The 22,800-nt window shown below is 61.1% G+C and carries 12 protein-coding genes and 1 pseudogene; 8 read left to right on the forward strand and 5 right to left on the reverse strand.

Annotated features, from left to right (window positions below; translation table 11 throughout):
- The first annotated feature begins 119 nt into the window (after positions 1-119).
- From MPJ51_RS10785 to MPJ51_RS10795, 3 genes are read left to right on the forward strand one after another with little or no spacing between them, the layout of a single operon-like run.
- Positions 120-1,415, forward strand: coding sequence for an FAD-dependent monooxygenase (locus MPJ51_RS10785; RefSeq protein ID WP_298386015.1), 1,296 nt, complete (start codon positions 120-122; stop codon positions 1,413-1,415).
- Positions 1,412-2,725: a tryptophan 7-halogenase gene (locus MPJ51_RS10790; protein ID WP_298386018.1), complete on the forward strand. Its 1,314-nt coding sequence runs from the start codon at positions 1,412-1,414 to the stop codon at positions 2,723-2,725. Before MPJ51_RS10785 ends, MPJ51_RS10790 begins: the two co-directional genes overlap by 4 nt.
- Positions 2,718-8,267 (forward strand): AAA family ATPase, encoded by a 5,550-nt coding sequence (locus MPJ51_RS10795; protein ID WP_298386021.1) that lies wholly within the window; start codon positions 2,718-2,720, stop codon positions 8,265-8,267. Before MPJ51_RS10790 ends, MPJ51_RS10795 begins: the two co-directional genes overlap by 8 nt.
- 119 nt (positions 8,268-8,386) lie before the next feature.
- On the opposite strand, the gene MPJ51_RS10800 is transcribed toward MPJ51_RS10795, so the two are convergent.
- From MPJ51_RS10800 to MPJ51_RS10820, 5 genes are all read right to left on the reverse strand, one after another.
- Positions 8,387-10,600, reverse strand: coding sequence for an NADP-dependent isocitrate dehydrogenase (locus MPJ51_RS10800; protein WP_298386024.1), 2,214 nt, complete (start codon positions 10,598-10,600; stop codon positions 8,387-8,389).
- Positions 10,601-10,808: 208 nt separating this feature from the next.
- On the reverse strand, positions 10,809-11,915 hold the full coding sequence (locus MPJ51_RS10805) for a tetratricopeptide repeat protein (protein WP_298386027.1): 1,107 nt from the start codon (positions 11,913-11,915) through the stop codon (positions 10,809-10,811).
- Between the two features lie 74 nt (positions 11,916-11,989).
- Positions 11,990-12,955: a HAMP domain-containing sensor histidine kinase gene (locus tag MPJ51_RS10810; protein WP_298386030.1), complete on the reverse strand. Its 966-nt coding sequence runs from the start codon at positions 12,953-12,955 to the stop codon at positions 11,990-11,992.
- Positions 12,943-13,620 carry a response regulator transcription factor gene (locus MPJ51_RS10815; RefSeq protein ID WP_298386033.1) on the reverse strand — a complete coding sequence of 226 codons (678 nt, stop codon included), beginning with the start codon at positions 13,618-13,620 and terminating at the stop codon, positions 12,943-12,945. Before MPJ51_RS10815 ends, MPJ51_RS10810 begins: the two co-directional genes overlap by 13 nt.
- Positions 13,598-15,067, reverse strand: coding sequence for a DUF4173 domain-containing protein (locus MPJ51_RS10820; protein WP_298386036.1), 1,470 nt, complete (start codon positions 15,065-15,067; stop codon positions 13,598-13,600). The genes MPJ51_RS10815 and MPJ51_RS10820 overlap by 23 nt, the downstream gene beginning before the upstream one ends.
- A 153-nt stretch (positions 15,068-15,220) precedes the next feature.
- Here MPJ51_RS10820 and MPJ51_RS10825 point away from each other — a divergent pair, with 153 nt between their 5' ends.
- The 5 genes and pseudogenes from MPJ51_RS10825 to MPJ51_RS10845 all read left to right on the forward strand — a co-directional run.
- The gene (locus MPJ51_RS10825) at positions 15,221-17,413 is read left to right on the forward strand and encodes a Tex family protein (protein ID WP_298386039.1); all 2,193 of its coding nucleotides are present in this window, start codon (positions 15,221-15,223) and stop codon (positions 17,411-17,413) included.
- Positions 17,414-17,623: 210 nt separating this feature from the next.
- Positions 17,624-19,723, forward strand: coding sequence for a hydantoinase/oxoprolinase family protein (locus MPJ51_RS10830; protein ID WP_298386042.1), 2,100 nt, complete (start codon positions 17,624-17,626; stop codon positions 19,721-19,723).
- Positions 19,720-21,369, forward strand: a complete 1,650-nt coding sequence (locus MPJ51_RS10835; protein WP_298386045.1) for a hydantoinase B/oxoprolinase family protein — start codon at positions 19,720-19,722, stop codon at positions 21,367-21,369. Before MPJ51_RS10830 ends, MPJ51_RS10835 begins: the two co-directional genes overlap by 4 nt.
- Positions 21,366-22,445: a histidinol-phosphate transaminase gene (locus tag MPJ51_RS10840; RefSeq protein ID WP_298386048.1), complete on the forward strand. Its 1,080-nt coding sequence runs from the start codon at positions 21,366-21,368 to the stop codon at positions 22,443-22,445. Before MPJ51_RS10835 ends, MPJ51_RS10840 begins: the two co-directional genes overlap by 4 nt.
- A pseudogene (locus MPJ51_RS10845) lies at positions 22,442-22,800 on the forward strand (Asp/Glu racemase); the annotation flags it as partial. The gene MPJ51_RS10840 and the pseudogene MPJ51_RS10845, both read left to right, overlap by 4 nt.

Here is a 22,800-nt window from a genome sequence, read left to right on the forward strand (position 1 = left end):
ATCATTGGTCCCTTTGTTCCGCGTGACGCGGATGGCAAAACCGATGGCTTCCAATATGTCGTATCGCAGACATTCGAGCGTATCTCTTACGATGTTCCCGAACACACGTTCTGATCCGAATGTCCAAGCCAACTGCCCCACAGTCAGCCACCTTCCGTAAGTCAGGCTCTTCAGCGCTGGTCATTGGCGGTGGCATTGCAGGGCTGCTGGCCGCGCATATGCTGAAAGACCGGTTTTCCGAAGTCACGGTTCTGGAACGCGCCACCTATGTGGACCCGGCGACCAGCGGGCCCGCTGCACGGCCATCCGTGCCGCAAAGCCATTGCTTGCATATGCTGATGGGCGCTGGTGCCCTTGCTTTTGATGAACTGGTGCCCGGTTGGCGCGCCGAGTTGATCGCGCAGGGCGCAGTGCCTTTTGACGCGGGCGCAGATATGGCCTTGCGTGTGGCATCCGGGTGGTTGCCGCGGGTCGGCACGGGCATCACCCTTTATGGTGCTTCCCGGTGCCTGATCGAAGCGGCCCTGCTTGCGCTGTTGCGTGATGCGGGCAATGTGCGCATCCAAACGGGTCAGCGCGTCATCGGGATCGAACTGGCGAAGGATGGTGCGCGCGTGCAAGGTGTAAGGCTGCAGCCTGTTGACGAGGTTGAGGAAAGCTTCCTTCAGGCCGACATTGTGGTCGATGCCAGCGGCGCCGCGTCACGGTTGCCCCGTTGGCTGGCCCGGCAGTTCGGCGCGGAGCATCAGATCGCGATGACCGAGCACGCCTCGGGCCGACAATATGTATCGCGCTGGGTACGTCTTGCGCCTGATCACGCACCGGATTGGCAGGGTCTTGCGCTGGCCCCAACACCCGAAACCGGCGGGCGTGCGGGAATGATGATCCGGGCCGAGCGTGATCTCTGGGGCGTGGTTTTGCAGGCTCCGGACGGCACCGCGCTGCCAACGGATGACCGGAGTTTTCTGACCCTGTCGGCAGAGTTGTCCGACCCCGCGCTTCACAATGTTCTCGTGCAGGCCGAACCGGCAGGCCCCGTACATCTGTTTGGACGCACCGTAAACCGCCGTCGGCATTATGAAGATTACCCGAACTGGCCGGACAACCTTTTCGCGCTTGGCGACAGCGTTTGTGCGCTTGATCCCTATGCCGGGCTGGGCATGACAGCTGCCGCGCGCGGTGTTCAGTTGCTTTCGCACCATCTGGATCGACCGGGCCGCCAGTTTCAGGCCCGTCTCGCCGAACATAACAAATGGCCATGGAGGATCGCCACGGATGCTGGAACCGGCTGCGCGAACCGTCTCGCCAGCCTGACCAAGGCCGCACCTTTTGACCCGTCCTTGGCGCAGCTTTTGTTGGAGGTCCAGCATATGTTGCGCAAACCCGAAACGCTCTCAGAGGAGGCTGTGGCATGAAGATCGCCATACTGGGTGGCGGCACCGCCGGATTCATCGCTGCCGCCCATATGACCCGCTATTTTCCACAAGCCAGGCTGTGGCACATCTACGATTCCCGCATCCCGACAATCGGCGTGGGGGAAGGAACCACCCCGCGGTTTCCACTGTGGCTTAACGAAGTCACCGGTGTGGGGCCAGACGAGATTGCGACCCGGTGTGGGGCAACGGTGAAGTTGGGCTCTTACTACGAAGGCTGGGGGTCTCGGAATGCTGACTTCGTGAACCGGTTCCAGCCGCCGCGCCTTTATGGGTACCATTTTGACGCCGGTCGGGTCACCGGAATCATCGGCGACCACGTGCGGGCAACGCGGCTTGATGCGCGGGTGACATCGCTGGAAACCCTGCCGGGCGGGGTCACGGTCGGGTTTGAAGATGGCAGCCATCTGGATTGTGATTACGTGCTGGACGCACGCGGATTTCCCCCGGGCGCGTGGACGCAGGCACCGGAAGACCCGGACATAATCCGCATGGACTGGATTCCCACGGGCCGTGCAATGGTTCGCAGGCTTCCACCAAGCGCGGAAACCAGCATGTCCCGCTCGATTGCCCGGCCACATGGCTGGGCGTTCCAAATCCCGTTACAGGAATGGACCTCGTGCGGGTATGTTTTCAACCCGTCCCTCAGCAGTGATGAGGAGGTGCTGGAAGATTTCGACGCCTTCCTTGAAGACGAAGGGGCTGAACCGACAGAGATTCGCGTTCGGGTCAGTTTTCCGAACTTCATGCGCCGCAATTGGTTTGATGGCCGCATCTTCACGATTGGCAACGCCGCGTCCTTTGTCGAACCGCTGGAGGCCACGGCCATCGGGGCCACGATCATGCAGGTCCGCACCGCACAGCGTTGGATGGCGGAACAGGATCGCCAAAGCCCGCCGGACAAGGATGCTGTGGGTTTCGCGAACCAAACAATGCGTTCTTATGTCTTGCGCAATTCGCTTTTTATTGCATGGCATTACGCTTGCGGATCGCGGTGGGACACACCGTTCTGGGATCTGGCCGCGCGTAGCCTTGAGCGCGCGGGCAAACACAGGTACTTGAAGGGGCATGTGCAGGCGATGACCGATTTTCTGGACGTGGGCCGCGACTTGCCCGGTGCGAAAATCGGGGCCTGTACCGAACAGGAGAGATGGGAACGGGAAATCCTGCCAAAACTGACCAAGTATGTCCCGTTTGGCAATTTCTCCGAGCTCAATTTTGCACAGGTCGGTCATGGTATAGGCTACTATGATGCAGACAAAATTTCGGCAGGCGGCGGTGTAAATGGCTAATGTGAATGTCTCTTTCGTTCCCGGTTTTCAATTGTCCGAGCGACTTTATGAAAGCGCCGACTCGTTTGTGTTCCGCGCAACGCGAGATGCGGATGGTGAACGGGTGGTCATCAAAATCCTCAAAAGTGAGTTCCCGACCGCAAGCAGGCTTGCGCGGTATCGCAGAGAGTTTGAGATAACCAGCAGTCTCGCCCTGCCGGGCGTCATCCGGGCGCTGGAGCTTCGGCGCCATGACAAATCGCTGTTGATGGTGCTGGAGGATTTCGACGGCATCTCCATTGCCGATCTGTTGTCCACCCGTTCCCTCTCGCATGACGAGTTTCTTGATACGGCCCTGCAGATCGCCCGCACGGTTGACGGCATTCATCAGTCGCATGTGATTCACAAGGATATCTCGCCGCAGAATATCCTTATCCACCCGGGAACGGGTGAGGTTAAGGTCATCGATTTCGGTATCGCAACGCAGTTTTCAACCGAGCATCCGGTTTTGATGAGCCCCGAGGTTCTGGAAGGCACCCTGCCCTACATCTCGCCGGAACAAACCGGGCGCATGAATCGGGCGCTTGATCACCGCACCGATTTCTATTCGATGGGCGCAACATTCTATCAGATGCTGACCGGAATGCCGCCATTCGAAGTGGATGACAAGCTGGAGCTTGTGCATTGTCACGTCGCCCGGGAACCGGTGCCGGCTCATCGGCGAAACCCTGACATATCACTGGCCCTGTCCAAGATCATCAGCCGGATGATGGCGAAAAAGGCCGAAGACCGGTATCAAAGCACGGCCGGTATCATCGCTGATCTGGAAGCCGTGCGCGCGGGGGGCAATCTTGACCGGTTCGAGCCGGGCCGCAGGGACCGGACCGAACGTTTCACTGTTCCTGAACGGCTTTATGGTCGCGACCGTGAAGTCCGCACATTGATGGAAGCCTTTGAAAGAGTGCGGCAGGGACCGGCAGAAATGATGCTGGTGTCGGGCTATTCCGGCGCGGGCAAGACAGCTTTGGTCAACGAAGTGCACAAGCCGATTACCCGTGCACGCGGATATTTCATCAAGGGCAAGTTTGATCAGTTCAAGAAGAATGATCCGTATTCGGGCCTGATGCATGCGTTGCAGGATCTGGTGCGGCAATTGCTGACCGAAAGCCCGGCCCGCCATGCCACCTGGCGCAAGGAACTTAACGAGGCGCTGGCCCCGAATGCGTCGGTCATCCTTGATGTTCTGCCCGAGCTGGAGCTGATCATCGGGCCGCAACCTTCGGCCCCTGAACTGGACGCCACAGAGGCGACGAACCGCTTCAATCAGACAATCCGCAGATTGCTGCGCGCGCTGTGTGCGCGTGACAGGGTTGTTGTGCTGTTCCTGGATGATCTTCAGTGGGCCGATAGCGCAACGCTGGGGCTTTTGAAGGTCATTCTGACCGATGATCAGATCGGGCGGTTGCTGCTTATTGGCGCCTATCGCAGCAACGAAGTTGACGCCATGCACCCCATGATGCGGGCGTTGGACGCGGTGCGCGAGGCCGAAGGTCGCGTGTCCAGCCTGTCGCTTGCCCCGTTGGGCCTGTCCGATATTGCGAACCTGCTTGCCGATACGTTGCATGCAGAGGTGGCGCAGTTGATCGAACTGGCGCAGTTGGTGGTGCAGAAAACCCAGGGTAATCCGTTCTTTGCACGCCAGTTCCTGATGGATCTGCATCACGAAAAGCTGATCAGACAGCAAATCGAACGCCCCGATGAGCCCGCGACATGGACATGGGATATAAAGGCCATCCGCGCGGCACAGATCACCGATAACGTGGTTGATCTTCTGCTGGAAAAGATGCGCCGATTGAAACAGGACACGCAAACCGTCCTGCGTATTGCGGCCTGTATTGGCAGCCGTTTTGACATCGACACTCTGGCGTTGATCCTGAAGATCGAACCGCAGGAAGCGTTCGACTGTCTTTTGCCCGCCATTCAGGAAGAAATGATCCAGCCGCTCTCGGATCTGGTCGTGAGCGAAACCGAAAATGCACTGTCCCCGCTTTTGGTCAGGGACTTCGCGTTTCAGCACGACCGTGTCCAGCAGGCAGCCTATGGCCTGATCGAGGCAGATGATCACAACGACGTGCATCTTGCCATCGGCCGCCAGCTCAGAGCTCAATTGACGACAGAAGAGCTGAATGACCGGATTTTCGAGGTTGTCGATCAACTCAACCTCGGACGAGATGGCATCGAAGAGCGTGCCGAGCAGCTTGACCTGGCGCGCCTTGATCTGATCGCTGCACGCAAGGCGTCCGATTCCGCCGCGTATGGTGCGGCCCTTTCCTTTGCGAATGTGGCGTCAGAGCTTTTGGGGCCGGACGGATGGGATGAAGACTATGACCTGATGTTCGAGGCGCAGCGTCAATCGGCGGCGCTGGAATATCTGACCGGCAATTTTGAACGATGCACTGAAATTGTCACCACGACGCTGGATCATGCCCGGACGGACCTCGAAAAGGCGGAAATCTACTTCACCCGGATTGCCCAGCACACGCTGCTGATGGAGTTCGAAGAAGCCATCGACGCCGGTATCAAAGCGCTGGGGCTGGTGGGCGTTCAGATGCGCCTTGATAACCTCGAAGAGGACGGCCAGAACGCGATCGGACAGGCTGCTGCGATGCTGGGGGCGACGAACCCGGCAGCGCTGTTCGACAACCCGGATGTCACGAGCCCCGAGATTGCATTGGCACAGCGCAGCTTGCGGCATTTGACCATCGCTGCGTTTCTTTACAACCAGCAGCTTTTCCCGCTGATCGTCGGAACCTCGGTGCAATTGTCTCTGAAACACGGGAATGCCCCGGAATCCGCGCTGTTCTTTGCCAATTTCGGGCTTATCCTTGGCGCATTCATGGGGAAGTACCGCGAAGGTCTGGCCTTTGGTGAGCTGGCGTTGCGGCTGTGTGACAAGTTTGGCGCCCGGGCACCGACGGCAACGGTCTGTCTGGTCACGGGCGTTGAGCTGGTCCCTTGGGTACAGCATGTCCGCAATGCAATTCCGGTGATCGAACGTGGCTATCATGAAGGGTTGAATTCCGGCGATATCCTCTGGGCTGGCTACCTGGTGATGTATCGGGTCGTGATCGACAGTTTTGCCGGCAAGCCCCTGAATGAAGTGCTGGATGCCATGCCCGCGCAACTGGATACGGTCCAACGGGCGCAGAACCATGGCGCCGCCGCAGGCATTCATGCGTATCGGCTGGTGTTGTCCACGCTGGCGGGGCGGTCTCATTCCAGCGCGGATTTCTCTACCGAGGATCTGGACGAGGCAACATTTCTGGCCAGGTGCGAAGAGAACCAGATGTCCATGGCAATCTGTTTCTACCGCGTTCTCAAGGCGCAGGCTCTTTATGTTTTCGGCCGCCCGCAAGAGGCGCTGGCCGAAACGCGGTTGGTTGAGCCGATCCTCCATTTTGTGGTCAATCACCCCTGCCTTGCCGATCATCTTCTGTATCAGTCGCTCTCGATTGCAGCGCTTTATTCGGGTGACGGATCTGATGCCGACGCCGACATGATGCGCCAGCTTGAGGCGAACGACCAACGTCTGAGCCAATGGGCTGAAAGCGGACCGGATAATTTCGAGGCCAAGCGCCTGATTGTGGCGGCAGAGATTGCCCGTCTCAAGGGCAGTGAAACAGAAGTGCTGGATCTGCTGGATGGCGCGATTGCGGCGGCCCAAAAAGGCCGGTTCCTGCAGGATGAGGCTTTGGCTTGCGAGCTTGCCGCGCGTTACGTGATGAACCGCCGGCCCGATGCACGTATTGGCATGATGTATCTGCGGGATGCGCGCTATGCCTACCGGCTGTGGGGGGCGCAGCGCAAGGTCGAGGAGCTTGAGCTGGAGTTTCCCCAACTGCTCACCGATCATCGTGACAGCCGTGTGCTGACACAGACGCTAAGCGAAAGTATCGCCGGAACCACGGAAATGACGGCCAACCAATCGCTGAGGCGGGATCTTGACCTCGATACGCTTTTGAAGGCCGCGCAGACGATCTCGGCAGAGGTGGTCCTGGATCGGCTTCTGGATCGGTTGCTTGGGCTTTTGATCGAAAACGCCGGTGCCCAACGCGGTGTGTTGTTGCTGGCGCGCGGAGACGAGTTGATGATCGACGCCGAGGTCAGCGTCATATCCGAGGGTGTCCCGCCTCCAATGCCGGTGCCACTTGAATCCGAAGACGGTGCCAAAATCCTGCCGACCAGTGTCATCAATTATACGGCGCGCACACGCGACAGTGTTCTGGTCGATGATGCCCAGATTGACGAACGTTTCATGGTCGACCCCTACGTCCAGGAAAATGAAACGCGCTCGGTCCTGTGTCAGCCGATCCTGCATCAAAACGAACTGATCGGCCTGGTGTATCTTGAAAACAACCTGATCAGTGCGGCCTTCAAGCCGGAACGCGCACATCTTCTATCGCTGCTGTCGGGTCAGATCGCCGTCTCCATGCGCAATGCGGAAATCGTGGAGCATCTGGAAGAAAAGGTTCGGGAACGCACGGAACAGCTTGAAGTCCATGCGAATTTTCTGGAACAGACATTTGGCCAGTTTCTGGCCAGTGAAGTCGTCGATCAGTTGCTGAAATCACCGGACGGGGTCGATTTCAGCGGTAAAAAGACAACGGTCACGGTGATGATGTCTGATCTGCGGGGGTTTGCGACGCTGTCTGACACGCTGCCACCAGAGAGCATCGTGACGATGCTGAACAACTATCTCAGCGAGATGACGAATGTCATCCAAAAGTACAACGGCACCATTGATGCCTTTATCGGTGATGCGATCCTTGTAGTTTTCGGGGCGCCCTTGCAAAGGCCCGACGATGCCGAACGCGCACTGGCCTGTGCGCTGGAAATGCAGCGACGGATGGACCGGGTCAACGAGTGGAACACCAGAAACGATTTCCCTGAAATCGAAATGGGGATCGGGGTGAACACGGGCGAAGTTGTCGTCGGCAATATCGGCTCGGACAAACGCGCAAAGTACAGTGTTGTCGGTCGCACGACCAATTTTGCCGCGCGGATCGAAAGCTATACCGTTGGTGGTCAAATCCTGATTGCAGATGCAACGCGCCGCGCGGTCAAGGCGCCTCTTGATTTGGGCAGCACGCGCATCGTTGAGCCCAAGGGCGCAGGAAAACCCTTGGAACTGCATGAATTGATTGGTCTGGGCGGCGCCTATGCAATCAGTCTCTCTGCGCAGCCGGTGGAGATGGCGGAAATCGACCCGCCTCTTGCCCTTTTGTACCGGTCCGTCATCGGCAAGCAGGTTGTGGGGGATGCGATAGAGGGTGAATTGGTGCAGCTATCATCAAACGGTGCGCGCATAAAAAGTGCGGTGGTGCCAAAGCTGTTCACTGATCTGCAGCTTCAAATCACATGGCCGGAAGCCTCAGGCGGTACATTAAGTTTGTACGCCAAGGTGCTGGGCCAAAACGAAGAAATGGGCTGTTTCGCGGTACGGTTTACGGCTGTTCCGCCCAACGTGCGTGCTGCCATTGATGAGGTCACCAAGAAACATTGAACGTCATCTTGGGCTAGCGTCGTCGCCTGAGCAGGCTGTTGCCGCGCTATTGGTCAGTAAAGGCCAATTCTGATCGTATCGGTAACACCCGGCCGCATAACGGCCGGGTGTTGGTCTGTTTACCCGATAATCGCGTTCAATGTCGCGCTGGGGCGCATCACTGCTGCGGCCTTGGTCGGGTCGGTGTGATAATACCCGCCCAGATCAGCCGCGGCACCCTGTGCGGCGGCCAGTTCGGACAGGATCTGCCCTTCCTTATCCGCCAGGTCCTTAGCAATCGGCGCGAATTCAGCGGCCAGGTCGGCGTCGTCGGATTGTGCAGCCAGCGCCTCGGCCCAGTAGCGCGCGAACCAATAGTGGCTGTCGCGGTTGTCGGGCTGTCCAACCTTGCGGCTGGGTGAGCGGTTGTTGTCCAGAATGCCCTGTGTCGCCGCTTCGGCTGCGGCACCCAGAACGCCCGCCTTGGCGTTGCCCTTGCTGTCGGCCAGGAAGTTCAGCGATTCCCCCAGCGCACAGAATTCCCCCATCGAATCCCAGCGCAGGTGGTTTTCCTCAACCAATTGCTGCACGTGCTTCGGGGCCGAACCGCCAGCGCCGGTCTCAAAAAGACCGCCGCCATTCATCAGCTTGACGATGGACAGCATCTTGGCCGAGGTGCCCAGTTCCAGGATCGGGAACAGGTCGGTCAGATAGTCGCGTAACACGTTGCCGGTGATGGCGATGCTGTCCTTACCTGCCGTGATCGTTTCCAGCGACTGGCGGGTGGCTTCGCGCGGAGCCGTGATCAGGAATTTGTCTGCGACACCAGCAGCTTCCAGCGCAGGCTTCACGTATTGGATTAACTGTGCGTCATGGGCGCGGCTGGCGTCCAGCCAGAAGATCGCCTCGGAACCGGTCAGACGCTGACGGTCCATCGCCAGCTGAATCCAGTTCTCGATCGGCGCTTTCTTGACGGTGCAAGCGCGCCAGATATCGCCCTGTTCAACCTCGTGCGAATGCAGCGTCTCACCATTGGCCAATACGATCCGGATCGTGCCATCGGCAGGCGCCTGGAATGTGGTGGGGTGAGAGCCGTATTCCTCGGCCTTCTGCGCCATCAGGCCGACATTCGCCACGGCTCCGGCGGTGGCTGGGTTCAGCGCGCCATTGGCTTTGAAGAACTTGATGGTCTCGTCGTAAACCGGCGCATAGCAACGGTCCGGGATCACGCAGTTGGTGTCGCCTTTGGCGCCGGTCTCATCCCAGCCCTTGCCGCCCGCGCGGATTACGGCGGGCATCGAGGCATCGATGATCACGTCCGACGGCACATGCAGGTTGGTGATGCCACGGTCGCTGTCGACCATATACATCGTCGGACGGTCGCCCTTGATCGCGTCAATGGCCGCCATGATGTCGGCATTGTCCTGAACACGCTCCAGCAGGTCGCCCAGACCCGAGTTGGGGTTCACACCCAAGGCGTCCAGTTCGGCGCCGAATTTCTCGAACACCGGGGCCAGCCATGCCTTGACCGCATAGCCGAAGATGATCGGGTCACTGACCTTCATCATCGTCGCCTTCAGGTGCAGCGAGAACATGGTGCCGTCTTTCTTGGTGTCTTCAATGGCCTCCGCCAGGAACGAAGACAGCGCCTTGACCGACATGAAGGTCGCATCGGCAACCGTACCCTCGGCCAGCGGCCAGCCGTCTTTCAGAACGGTCACGCTGCCGTCATTGCCGACAAATTCGATCTTGGCGTCACCCGCCTGCGCGGCAGTGATGGTGGCCGATTTCTCATTGGCGTAGAAATCATTGCCCGGCATTGACGACACTTTGGTCTGGCTGGACGCCGCCCATTCCCCCATCGAATGCGGGTTCTTCTGCGCGTAGTTCTTCACGGCCCGCGCCGCGCGACGGTCGCTGTTGCCCTCACGCAGAACCGGGTTCACCGCCGATCCCTTGATTGCATCATAGCGCGCCCGGATCGCATTTTCCGCGTCAGTTGCGGGCTCTTCGGGATAGGTCGGAATATCGTAGCCTTGCGATTGCAGCTCTTCGATGGCTGCCACCAACTGCGGGACCGAGGCCGAGATGTTTGGCAGTTTGATCACATTGGCGTCGGGTGTCTTCACCAGTTCACCCAATGCGGCCAGATCGTCCGAAATCCGCTGCGCGTCGGTCAGGTTTTCCGGGAAGGTCGCCAGAATGCGCCCGGCCAGCGAGATATCCTTGGTGCCGACGCTGACACCCGCAGCGCTGGCGAACTTGCGAATGATCGGCAGGAACGAGGCGCTGGCCAGCTCGGGCGCTTCGTCTACAATGGTATACAATATATCGAAGTTCGAATTTTCTGCCATATTCCTTACCTTTTCTAAGCCTTTCAGGGGCGTGCGATCCAAGAGTATGTGCCTTTGACCCGGGCACACGAGCCGTAACGGGACCACCGGGCCCCACGGGTGACTCTGATTTGACAGGGCCTCCCTTAAAACAGGTTGCGCCCGGGATCAATCACAATGCGGGGCGCATATTGACACGGGCAGCCGGCCCGCGCTGTCAGGCACAGTTTTACTTTCGTCCCGCCCAACGCGGGGCTTTGCTCAATTCCTGTTCGATATAGGCATCAATGATTGCCACTCCGTTTTCTTTGCCCGTGCGTTGGACCTCTGTACCGCGCCTCTCGACGTGCCGCACAAAATGCTCCCATGTTGCTTGATCAGACATCTCCCAGAACTGCAAAAGCTGGGGGCGGGCAAGATCATCTCGTGCAAACACCAGATAGAAAATACCCTTTATGAAAGCTTCGCCGCTCTCACCTGGGACAAGATGGTCCGGCGATTTCCCTGTGATCCAATCCCACAGAGAGCGTTTTGCGGCAACAGACTCTTCATACCAAGCTGCATATCGTTCAACTGTTTCGATACCCTTCTTGTCATCCCCAATTGTCAGATGAACTGCAGCCGGTGCAATAAATTTCATTGCAGGAGTATCCGACAACGCAATGATCTTTTCCGCAGCATTGAGCGCACTTTTGACATCCTGAGTATGTATAATGTCCAATTGGATCTGTGTGTTGTAAATCCAATACAAGTCGGGCCATCGCGTCTTTGCATCAGAAACAACGGCAAGCGCTTTTTCATATTCCTCGGCAGCAAAATGATAACTGGCGATGTATTTGGCCGCATTGCTTGCTTCCGGGTTGAGGTCCAGCACGCGCTGATAGCCTTGAAAAGCCTCGGAACGCGCGCCCTGTTTTTCCAAATACCGCGCCCGGTTCCAGTGGGTATAGGAGTTCTCGGGTGACTGTTCGACCGCCAGATCATAATCTTCCCGCGCGGCCTGAGAATTTCCGTTTGCAGCGTGAATACGCGCCCGTAGCACGCGTGTTTTCACATTCTGCGGCTGCAACTTTAAGGCGTGATCAACGTCGGCGATTGCCTTGTCGTAATGCCCGTTGCACCGGTGTGCCCAAGCCCGTTCCGTCAGGAAAAGATGCCGGTAGTCCGGGGGCACGTCTTTCGCCTCAATCAAACTCGTACAGGCTGCAATCACAACAGGTCGCGGGGTTTTGGAACTGACGCATAGCCCAGCCAGGTTTTCCGATTTCAAAGGCTCGGCATACCATACAAAAGCAGCAGCACAGGCGGTGATCAAGGCGGCAAAGCGGACTTTCATTCGAACTCCTACATTTCTAAGATGCTCCTCCATAGGTAGTAATGGCAAGTTATGTATACAATTGTATACAGTGCCTAAAGCGCTGGAAACATGACCTCAAACCGCGCGCCTATGTCTGACGGCACCAGTGTTATCTGCGCCCCATGCGCGGCCAGCAGGTTGGCGGCGATGGTCAGGCCCATGCCGGTGCCGCCTTCTTCGCGCATGGTGGTGAAGAAAGGGGTGAAGATGCGATCCCGGTTGCCGTCCGAGATGCCGGGGCCGTCATCCTGAATGGTCAACCGACCGGGTGAGGCGGACAGGATCACCCGTCCGGCCCCGTGACGGCGGGCGTTGTCCAGCAGGTGTTGCAGCACCACGCGCAGGCCCGAGGCGGCAAGAGGCAAAGCCTGATCCCCCGCCTCGACCAGCAGTTCCAACTCAGGGAAGGTCGCGTGCAGGTCCGGGACCAGAGCGGCAAGCTGGGTAGAGCCGTGGTGTTCCGGCACACGCGCCGCAGCAACCTTATTCAGCGCGGTCAGTTGCGTTTGCATCTGGTCGCTGGCGCCCAGTATTTGCCTCAACAGGGCGCGATCAGCCTCGCCCAGCGTATCCGCGTCCTGCAACAGTTCGCCCGCCGCGCGGATGGCCGTGACGGGGGTTTTCAACTCATGCGTGACATGGTCCGCGAAACTGCGGATCGAGGCTTCGCGTCGTTGCAGCGTCTCGGCCATGTCCAGAACCGAGCCTGCCAGACGTGACAGTTCCTGCGTCCCATAGTGGTCCGGAGGGTCGGCAGGTTCGCCCTGTTGCACCGTCGCCGAATACTCTGCCAAAGCTGTCATCGGGCGCAGCAGAAGGCGCACCAGAAGATATCCCAGCGCCCCGGTCGCCAAGCCAATCAGAACGGCCAGCAGGATGGCCGCATTGCGAAAGCCGATTTCAGGCCCCAGATAGCGCAGCGCGATCAGGCCAAGCAGCGACAGGGCCAGCGTGCCTGCCAGCCCTCCGCCCAGAACAAGGGCCAGTGAGGGGCGCCATTTGCGCCTCAGCCCGGCCATTGACCCATCCGCAGCCCGATCCCGTGGACGGTGTCGATGGCCCCGGCCCAGCCCTGCTCACCCAGTTTGCGTCGCAGGTTGCGCAGGTGGCTGTCCAACGTCCGGTCCGCCACCGGACTGCCCGCGCCATAGATCGCGTCGATCAGTTGCGGGCGTGAGACGATGGCCTGTGGCGTTTGCATCAGGCGGCGCAAGATCGACAGCTCGGTCGCGGTCAGGGTCAGCGCCGCGCCATCCACACGCACGGTGTGGCCTGTCGCGTCCAGCTCCAGCGGGCCATGGCGCAGCACCGGGCCGTTGCCCTGCGATTGGCTGCGCTTCAGGATCGCCTTGATCCGCGCCGCCAACTCGCGCGGGCTGAAGGGTTTGGTGACGTAATCGTCGGCGCCAAGCTCAAGACCCAAGATCCGGTCGACCTCATCATCGCGGGCGGTTAGGAACAGGATCGGCACATCAGAGCGTGCGCGCAGGCGGCGGCAGACTTCCAACCCGTCAAGCTCGGGTAGGCCCACGTCCAGAACCACCAGCGCGGGGGTCTCGCGTGCCGCGTGGGTTAGGGCCATTTGCCCGTCGCGGGCAGTGACCACCTGATATCCCGCGCGTTCCAGCGTGATCGAGACCAGTTCGCGCAGGCGCGGGTCGTCATCCACGACGAGGATTTTCATGGCCTGTCTCCTGCCCGGTTTCTGTCTGCAGATTACGGATCACACGATCCGCACGAAACCCCCATTCCCGCCAATTGCCGATCTGTGGTGCGATTGTCCGGCATCCGGTGGCGCGTGGAGAGGATGCGATTTCGGCAGCCGCCATGGCCCCCAGATTACAGACGTAGTATTCGTCATAGCGTTGCGGATGGCGCAGGTTCTCGCGGGCGATCAGGGCGGCGAAGTTGATAAAACAACAGGCATATAGCACCGCCAGCGCCAGACCCGCCGTTCGCGTCAGCAGCCAGCGGTTCGGGCGTCCACGCATGATCTGCCAGCCGGTCAGGCACAGGCCCGCCGCGACCAGCGCCATCCAGATCGCCGCATGGATGCGCAGATAGGTCAGGCCATACGCCTCGACATAGAGCGACAGGCGCAACAGCGACGAGATCACCAGCAGCACATTCTGTCCCAGCCACAGCAGCATCCAGCCGCGCAGCCCGCGCCCCTCGCCCAGATAGGGGCGTGCGGCAAGTGCAAAGGCTCCGGCCAGCAACGCGGTGACCAGCAGGGGATAGGCACCGCGATGGGCGTATTCGGCATAGCTCATCCCGTCCGGCAGGCCCGCATTGCCCCACAGATACAGGGCATCCATCCCGGTTTGCACCGCCAGCAGCAGGTTGAACAGGATCAATGCATTCGCAACCGACTGCGCATTCAGGCCGAAGGACGGCAGGCGACGACCCCGGCGGGGGCCCTGTTTGGGGCGTAACAAATCCGGGTCGGTGGCCACGGCCAGAACCGGCCACAACAGCACCGCCATGCCCAGCCAGAACAGCACCCGATCCAGCCGGATATCGAACCGCCAGAGCTGATCGGCCCAATCCGACAGCAGCGGGTTGGCCGAGATCATCAGGCTGGTCAGAACCAACGCCACGCCCAACGGGAAGCCCCAACTGCGCAACAGCGTCAGGCCGATTTTACCGGGTTTCGACACCGCCTTACCGTGCTGCGCCGCCTCAATCATCTGCCGGATCGCCAGCAGGGGCAGCAGCCCCAGAAACCGCCGAACCGAGGCCCCGTCGCGATATCCCAATGCCGCCCAACACAATGCCACCGTCGAACCGCCCAGCAGGAAGGCAACCGACAGCGCCTGCACATATTCGACCACTGGCAACACGCTGAGAACCATCAGCAATGCAGGCCCAACCAGCCCTTTGCGTCGTCCCAGCAACAGCCAGACCACCGCCGCCACAGTCAATGCAAACACTGCCAGCGACACGCCCGCCTCATGATCCAGAAACAACACATCCGCCAGCGCCACCAGCAGCGTCAGCGCGCCGGGTGCCCATCGCCGCCGCCGAACCCAAATCTCCTGCGCCCTACCCTGCGCCTTATCCGCATCGTCCAGCCACCAGCTGTCTTGCAGGACCGAGGCTGGCACGCCACGAACCACAAACTGTCCCATAACATTCTCCTTTTTTCGGGATGTTCTGGCATCGCCTCGTGCAGATACCCGCGCATGGGATGTGCAGATTTCGTGCAGGCGACCGACGCCCCTTCCCCTTGCCCGGCGGTCTGGCTAGAACGACCTTCCAACTGCCAGTATTCGGAGGCCCCCTTGGACCGCATCGCCCGCACCATCGCCACGGAAATCAACGCGCGTTCAGATCAGGTGGGCGCGGCGATCAGGCTGCTGGATGACGGGGCCACGGTCCCCTTCGTGGCCCGCTACAGGAAAGAGGCGACGGGCGGGCTGGACGATTCCCAGTTGCGGGTGCTGTCTGACCGGCTGGCTTACTTGCGTGAGCTTGAGGCGCGGCGCGACACAATTCTGGGCTCGATCAAGGATCAGGGGAAACTGACCGACGATCTGGTGAAATCCATCGCGGGGGCCGAGACCAAGGCGCAGTTGGAAGATATCTATCTGCCCTACAAACCCAAACGCCGCACCAAGGCGATGATCGCGCGCGAAAACGGGCTGGAGCCACTGGCCGACGCGATCCTGTCTGACCGCAATGCCGACCCCGAAACGCTGGCCGCAGGTTACGTGACCGAGGCCGTCCCGGGTACCAAAGAGGCTCTGAACGGCGCGCGCGACATCATCACCGAACGGCTGACCGAGAATGCCGAACTGTTAGGGGAACTGCGCAGTTTCATGCAACGCGAGGCGCTGCTGAGCGCCAAGGTCATCGACGGCAAGCAGCAGGAAGGTGCGAAGTTCAGCGACTATTTCGACCATTCCGAGCTTTGGTCCTCGGTGCCCTCACACCGGGCACTGGCGATGCTGCGCGCCTCGAAGGAAGGGATCGTGACGCTGGATATCGCCCCGGAACCGGAATTCGGCGCGGCACGGGCCGAGGCGATAGTGGCCGCCCATTTGCACACGCGCAGCGACGCGCCGGGAGACAAATGGCTGCGTAAGGCGGCGGGCTGGACCTGGCGGGTGAAACTGTCCCTGTCGATGATGGTCGAGCTGATGGCCGATCTGCGCGCCCGGGCACAGGACGAGGCGATTCAGGTGTTCTCGCGCAATCTCAAGGATTTGCTGTTGTCAGCACCTGCGGGGGCGCAGGCGACGCTGGGGCTTGATCCCGGCATTCGCACCGGCGTGAAAGCGGCTGTGGTGGATGCGACGGGCAAGGTGCTGGCGACGGATACGCTCTATCCTTTCCAGCCCAAGAACGATCTGCGCGGGGCGCAGGATACGATGTTCCGGCTGATCACCACCCACAAGATCGAACTGATCGCCATCGGCAACGGCACTGCCAGTCGCGAAACTGAACGGCTGGTCGCCGACACGTTGAAACTGCTGCCGAAGACGGTGAAAGCGCCCACCAAGGTGGTGGTGTCCGAGGCCGGAGCCTCGGTCTATTCCGCCTCGGAACTGGCGGCGCGGGAGTTTCCCGATCTCGACGTCTCGCTGCGTGGGGCGGTTTCGATCGCGCGCCGGTTGCAGGACCCGCTGGCCGAACTGGTCAAGATCGAGCCCAAAAGCATCGGCGTCGGCCAGTATCAGCACGATGTTGATCAGCACCGCCTGTCGCAATCGCTGGCGGCGGTGATCGAGGATGTGGTGAACGCGGTCGGCGTCGATCTGAACACCGCCTCGGCCCCGCTGTTGTCGCATGTCTCGGGCCTTGGCCCGGGGCTGGCCGAGGCGATTGTGGCGCATCGCGACCTGAACGGTGCCTTTGCCGCGCGCGCGGACCTGCTGGAGGTCGCCCGTCTTGGCCCCCGCGCCTTTGAGCAATGCGCGGGCTTTCTGCGCATCCGCGACGGGGCGGAACCGCTAGACGCATCATCTGTCCACCCCGAGGCCTATGACGTGGCGCGCCGCGTGGTCGCTGCCTGCGGGCGCGATATCCGGCAGATCATGGGCCATGACGGCGCCCTGAAACGTCTGCGGGCCGAGCAGTTCGTCGATGATCGCTTCGGCCTGCCCACCGTCCGCGACATCTTTGCCGAGCTGGAAAAGCCCGGCCGCGACCCGCGCCCCAGTTTTGTCACCGCGTCTTTCACCGACGGGGTTGAAGAGATCACCGACCTGAAACCCGGTATGTCGTTGGAGGGCACGGTTACCAATGTCGCCGCCTTCGGGGCCTTCGTAGATATCGGTGTGCATCAGGACGGGCTGGTGCATATCAGCCAGTTGGCCGACCGGTTCGTCAAAGACCCGCATGAGGTCGTCAAAGCCGGTCAGGTCGTCAAGGTCCGCGTGGTCGAGGTCGACGTGCCCCGCAAACGCATCGGCCTGACCATGCGCAAGAATGGTGGCGCACCGTCCGGCCAATCGCGCGGGGCACGGCGCTGACGAAAAACAATTCTTGACGCCAGCCGTCCTGCTGTCTCAGTATCCGGCCCGAGTACAGCAGGAAGGCCAGCGGTCGTGCAGATCAGCCCAGTCCAGCCCATGATGCGTCGTCAGACCGGGTGCGACCTCGTCGCCTGACCCGGGGGTCCTTGCGCTTTTGCGCCTGAACCGCCTTCGGGCCTGACAGATACTCTTTGCACCAGACAGCTTATGACACAGACAGACGGATTGCGCATGGCAATCGACATTGGCGGCACGTTCACGGACACCGTTCTGATCAATGGCACCTCGGATATTGTGGCGACGACCAAGACACCGACCACCCCACAGCAGCCTGCCCTCGGCGCGCTGGATGGCGCGCGCCGGGTTCTTGCCAGCGCTGGGGCGAATTGGGGGCAGATCAGCGGCCTGATCCACGGCACCACACTGGCCACCAACGCCCTGATCGAACGGCGTGGCGCGGTCACCGCTACGATCACCACGGAAGGCTTCCGTGATATCCTGGAAATCGCTTATGAGCGGCGCTACAGCCAATATGCAATCAATCTGGTCAAACCCGACCTGATCGTGCCCCGCACCCATGCCCTGACCATCGGCGGACGGATGGATGCGCAGGGCTGCGAGTTGTCACCGCTGGACGAGGCGCAGGTGCCCGCATTGGCGGCGCAGTTGAAGGCGTTACAGGTCGAAGCCGTCGCCATCTGTCTGCTGCATGCCTATGCCAACCCCGCGCATGAGCTGCGGCTTAAGGCTCTGCTGGCGCAGGAGATGCCCGACTTGGTCATCTCTCTCAGCCACGAAATCAGCCCCGAGGCGCGCGAGTTCGACCGGCTCTGCACCACCATCGCCAACGCCTATATCCAGCCTTTGATGGCCGGGTATCTGGCGGATTTTAAGGCCCGGTTTACCGAAATGGGTCTCACCTGCCCGATCCTGATGATGACGGCAGGGGGCGGCATGACCACGGTTGAAACCGCCGCGCGCCTGCCGATCCGGCTGGTCGAATCCGGCCCGGCTGGCGGTGCCATTCTGGCCGCCCGGATCGCGCAGGAGACCGGCGAGGCGCAGGTTCTGTCCTTCGATATGGGCGGCACCACGGCCAAGCTGTGCCTGATTGACGACTACCGCCCGCAAACCGCGCGCAAATTCGAAATCTCACGGGCCGAGCGGTTCATCAAAGGCTCGGGCATGCCGGTCCGCATTCCGGTGATCGAGATGATCGAGATCGGCGCGGGTGGTGGTTCCATCGCCCGTGTCGACCGGCTGGGGCGGGTGCAGATCGGCCCGCACAGCGCCGGTTCCGATCCCGGCCCCGCCGCCTTTGGCAAGGGGGGAACCCATCCGACCGTGACGGACGCAGATGTCACCCAAGGCCTGATCGAACCCGCCCGCTTTGCCGAGGGTCGTCTGGCCATTGACCCTGATGCTGCGGCCTCGGCCCTGACCCAAGATGTCGGCCAGCATCTGAACCTACCCCCGGAAAAATCCGCCTTCGCCGTCAGCGAGATCGTGGACGAAAGCATGGCCAGCGCCGGGCGTATGCACGCGGTCGAATCCGGCAAGGATCTGGAGCCACGCGTGATGATCGCCTTCGGTGGCAATGGCCCGCTGCACGCCACTCGCGTGGCCCGGCGGTCACGGATGAACCGGGTACTGATCCCACGCGATCCCGGCGTCGGCTCAGCTGTGGGGTTCCTGTACGCGCCGGTGTCCTATGAGATCATCCGGTCCCGCTATGCCCGCCTTGAAACGCTGGATATCGATGGGCTGAACCGCTTCCTCGACACCATGCTGCAAGAGGCGCAATCGGTGGTCCGCGCAGGCGCTCCGACGGGCGATCTGTCGCAACGCCGCGTCGCCTTCATGCGCTATCACGGGCAGGGTCATGAGATCGAAATCAGACTGCCGGACCGCGCCCTGACCCAATCCGACCTGCCCGCGCTGCAACAGGCGTTCGAGGTCGAATACAGCCGCCAATTCAGCCGCACCGTGCCCGGCATGACCATCGAGATTCTGAACTGGGGCCTATCGGTGTCCTCTGCCGCGCCTGCGCTGCGGGGAACTGCGAACGCTACCGAAGCCACTGACCAGAAGCCCACCGAGACCCGCGATATCCTCTGCGATGTCACCGGTGAATGGCGCCCCGCCGGGCTCTACAACCGCGATGATCTGCACCCGGGGGACAGGGTCCAAGGCCCCGCCCTGATCGTCGAGGCGCAAACCACCACCTTTGTCAGCGCCGATTTCAGCGCGTCCATCGACGGGCCGGGCAATATCTGGCTGACACGCAAAACCGAGGGTCCAGCATGACACAGACCAACACCCGCCTTCAGGTGATGTGGAACCGGCTGCTGGCCGTGGTCGAGGAACAGGGTCAGGCCCTGATCCGCGCCGCCTTCAGCCCCATCGTGCGCGAATGCGGCGACATCTCGGCCGGGATCTTCGACGCACAAGGCCGGATGCTGGCCCAAGCCGTGACAGGCACGCCCGGTCATATCAATACCATGGCCGAGGCGGTGAAGACTCTGCGCGATCGCTTTCCCATCGCAGATATGCGCCCCGGCGACATCTACATGACCAACGATCCGTGGATCGCGTCCGGGCATCTGAACGACTTCCTGCTGATGATGCCGGTTTTCTACCGCGATCGGGTGATCGGGTTTACCTCCTGCACCTCTCATCTGGTCGATCTCGGCGGTCTGGGGATGGGCCCGGAAGGTGCTGATATCTATGACGAGGGCCTGCTGATTCCGCCCTGCAAGCTGGTCAGCGGTGGCGAGGTCAACGCCCTGTTGCTGGACATCGTCAAAGCCAACGCGCGCGAGCCTATCGCCAATGAGGGCGACATCTATGCCCTGATTGCCTGCTGCGAGGCCGGATCGGATCGGCTGGTGCAGATGATGGATGAGTTTGGCATCTCTGACCTTGATGCCCTGTCGGATTACATCATCGAAACCTCTCGCCGCGGCACGCTCGACGCCATCGCGGCCCTGCCCAAAGGCACGTGGCGTCATGTTCTGAAGGTCGACGGTTATGACAGCGAGATTGAACTGCACGCCGCCCTGACCATTGCCGAGGATCACCTGCTGCTGGATTTCAACGGCACCGACAGATGCGTGGGCAAGGGCATCAACGTGCCGCTGAACTATGCCACCGCCTATTCCGTTTTTGCCCTGCGCTGCATCATCGGGGCGGATATCCCGAACAATGCGGGCTCGCTTGGGCCGTTCCGGGTGACCGGCCCCAAGGGCTGTATCCTGAACGCGCAGTCCCCGGCCCCGGTGGCGATGCGGCACACTCTGGGTCAGATGACACCCGATCTGGTCTATGGCTGCCTGTCGCAGGTTCTGCCCGATCTTGTCCCGGCTGAAGGCGCGTCCTGCATGTATGACCTGCCCCTGCGCCACGCGCCCGAGGCGTTGGATCGGGGCGATGACCTGTTCGCGTTGGAGCTGGTCTTCAACGGCGGCACCGGCGCGCGGCCCACGCTGGACGGTCTGTCGGCCACCGCCTTTCCCAGCGGCGTCTGGGGCAGTCAGGTCGAAACCACCGAGGCCGTCGCCCCCGTCCTGTTCCACCGGCGCGAGCTGCGGGTAGATTCCGGCGGCGCAGGCCGTTTGCGCGGCGGGTTGGGGCAACATATCGAAATCAGCGCCTCGAAGGATCAGGACGTGATGCTGTTTCTGTCGGTCGAACGGGTGCTGAACCCCGCCAAGGGCCGTGCAGGCGGACAGGACGGCGCGCCCGGTCGCATCCGGGTCAACACCGACGGGCAAGACCTGCCCGGCAAGGGCGAATTCCGCATCCGAGCGGGAGAGACACTTATCTTCGAAACCCCGGGTGGTGGCGGGTTTGGTCCACCCGCTGAACGGGCCGAGGATGCGCTGAACAGCGACCTGAGTGCAGGTCTGATCAGTGAACAGGCGGCAAATCGCATCTACCGGGGGCGCTCATGACAATACCTCGTCCCCATATCATAAGCATGGCCCCGTATGCACTGGCCGAATTATCCGCGCCCGAAGGCAAGCCACTGATCTCGCTGTCCCAGAACGAAAGCCTGCGCCCGCCCAGCCCCAAGGTGGTCGTGGCGGCGGCAAAGGTACTGGAGAGGGGTATGCTCTACCCCGATCCCGACTGGACTGCGTTGCGCCACACGCTGGCAGACCGGCACGGAATTGAGGCCGGGAACATTCTGTGCGGCAGCGGTTCGCTGGACCTGATCGGCTGCATCGCTCGTGTGTTTGCCGGCCCGGACCGCGCGGTTCTGGCCCCGGCCCATGCCTATCCGTTCTTTCAGACGGCGGCACAGATGGCGGATGCCCGGTTTGACACTGCGCCGGAAGACGCGGCAACAGTCAGCGTCGATTCCATGTTGGACGCAGTGCGAGCCGATACCGGGATCGTCTTCGTCGCCAATCCCGGCAACCCCACCGGAACCCGCATCCCGAAATCCGAGCTGATCTGCCTGCGCGCCGGATTGCGCCCGGACATTCTGCTGGTGATCGACGAGGCCTATGGTGAGTTTGCGGACCATCTGGATGAACGCTGTTTCGATCTGGTTCAGGGCGGCAATACGGTTGTGCTGCGCACCTTCTCCAAAGCCTATGGCATGGCCGGATTCCGCGTCGGGTGGGGCCTGTTCCCGTCTGCTATCGCAACCGAGCTGCGCAAGGTCATGAACCCCAACGCAATCACCGCGGTGGGGCAAGCCGCCGCGCGCGCCGCCGTCGAGGATGACGCCTATATGCGCGAAACCTGCGCCGAAACCGCCAACCTGCGCGACTGGGCAACGGCCGAACTGCACCAGATCGGTCTGACCCCCTATCCCAGCTTCACGAATTTCCTGTTGATCGATATGGGCAGCGCAGCCGCCGCATCCCAAGCGGACGCAGCTCTACGAAGCGAAGGGATCTTCCTGCGCCCCCAATCCGGCGCGGGCCTGCCCCACGCGCTACGCATGACCATCGGCCCGAAACCCGCAATGCAGGCGGCCCTGAACGCCTTGAGACACTGGAAGGAGACCGCGACATGACCGCATCCCGAGGGAAGGCCCGCTTCGGCATTCTGGTGCCCTTCACCAACACCAATCTCGAACCCGACATGGCTCTGATGCGCCCCGATGGCGTGTCGCTGCATTTCGCCCGCATGGGCGGCTATGACGAGGATGAAATCCCCGATGAAACCCAGATGCACGGGCTGGGCGCTGCCGATCTGGACGAGCCTCTGCACTTGCTGATGGGCGTCAAACCGGATGTGATCTTCTACGGCTGCACCTCGGCCACCCTGACGCACGGCCCCGAGTTCGACCGGGAGCTTGCCGCCAAAATCAGCGCCCGCTGCGGGGCGCATACAGTCACCGCTGCCGGGGCGCTGGCCAATGCGCTTGG

Origin of the sequence: Ruegeria sp. (assembly GCF_028066395.1) — a bacterium.
Taxonomy (GTDB): Bacteria; Pseudomonadota; Alphaproteobacteria; order Rhodobacterales; family Rhodobacteraceae; genus Ruegeria.

Bases quoted from the DNA above. Each gene is read 5' to 3' on its own strand.
- MPJ51_RS10840 (WP_298386048.1), top strand. From the start codon at position 21,366: ATGACAATACCTCGTCCCCATATCATAAGCATGGCCCCGTATGCACTG.
- MPJ51_RS10800 (WP_298386024.1), bottom strand. From the start codon at position 10,600: ATGGCAGAAAATTCGAACTTCGATATATTGTATACCATTGTAGACGAA.
- MPJ51_RS10835 (WP_298386045.1), top strand. From the start codon at position 19,720: ATGACACAGACCAACACCCGCCTTCAGGTGATGTGGAACCGGCTGCTG.
- MPJ51_RS10795 (WP_298386021.1), top strand. From the start codon at position 2,718: ATGGCTAATGTGAATGTCTCTTTCGTTCCCGGTTTTCAATTGTCCGAG.
- MPJ51_RS10805 (WP_298386027.1), bottom strand. From the start codon at position 11,915: ATGAAAGTCCGCTTTGCCGCCTTGATCACCGCCTGTGCTGCTGCTTTT.
- MPJ51_RS10790 (WP_298386018.1), top strand. From the start codon at position 1,412: ATGAAGATCGCCATACTGGGTGGCGGCACCGCCGGATTCATCGCTGCC.
- MPJ51_RS10820 (WP_298386036.1), bottom strand. From the start codon at position 15,067: ATGGGACAGTTTGTGGTTCGTGGCGTGCCAGCCTCGGTCCTGCAAGAC.
- MPJ51_RS10830 (WP_298386042.1), top strand. From the start codon at position 17,624: ATGACACAGACAGACGGATTGCGCATGGCAATCGACATTGGCGGCACG.
- MPJ51_RS10815 (WP_298386033.1), bottom strand. From the start codon at position 13,620: ATGAAAATCCTCGTCGTGGATGACGACCCGCGCCTGCGCGAACTGGTC.
- MPJ51_RS10810 (WP_298386030.1), bottom strand. From the start codon at position 12,955: ATGGCCGGGCTGAGGCGCAAATGGCGCCCCTCACTGGCCCTTGTTCTG.
- MPJ51_RS10785 (WP_298386015.1), top strand. From the start codon at position 120: ATGTCCAAGCCAACTGCCCCACAGTCAGCCACCTTCCGTAAGTCAGGC.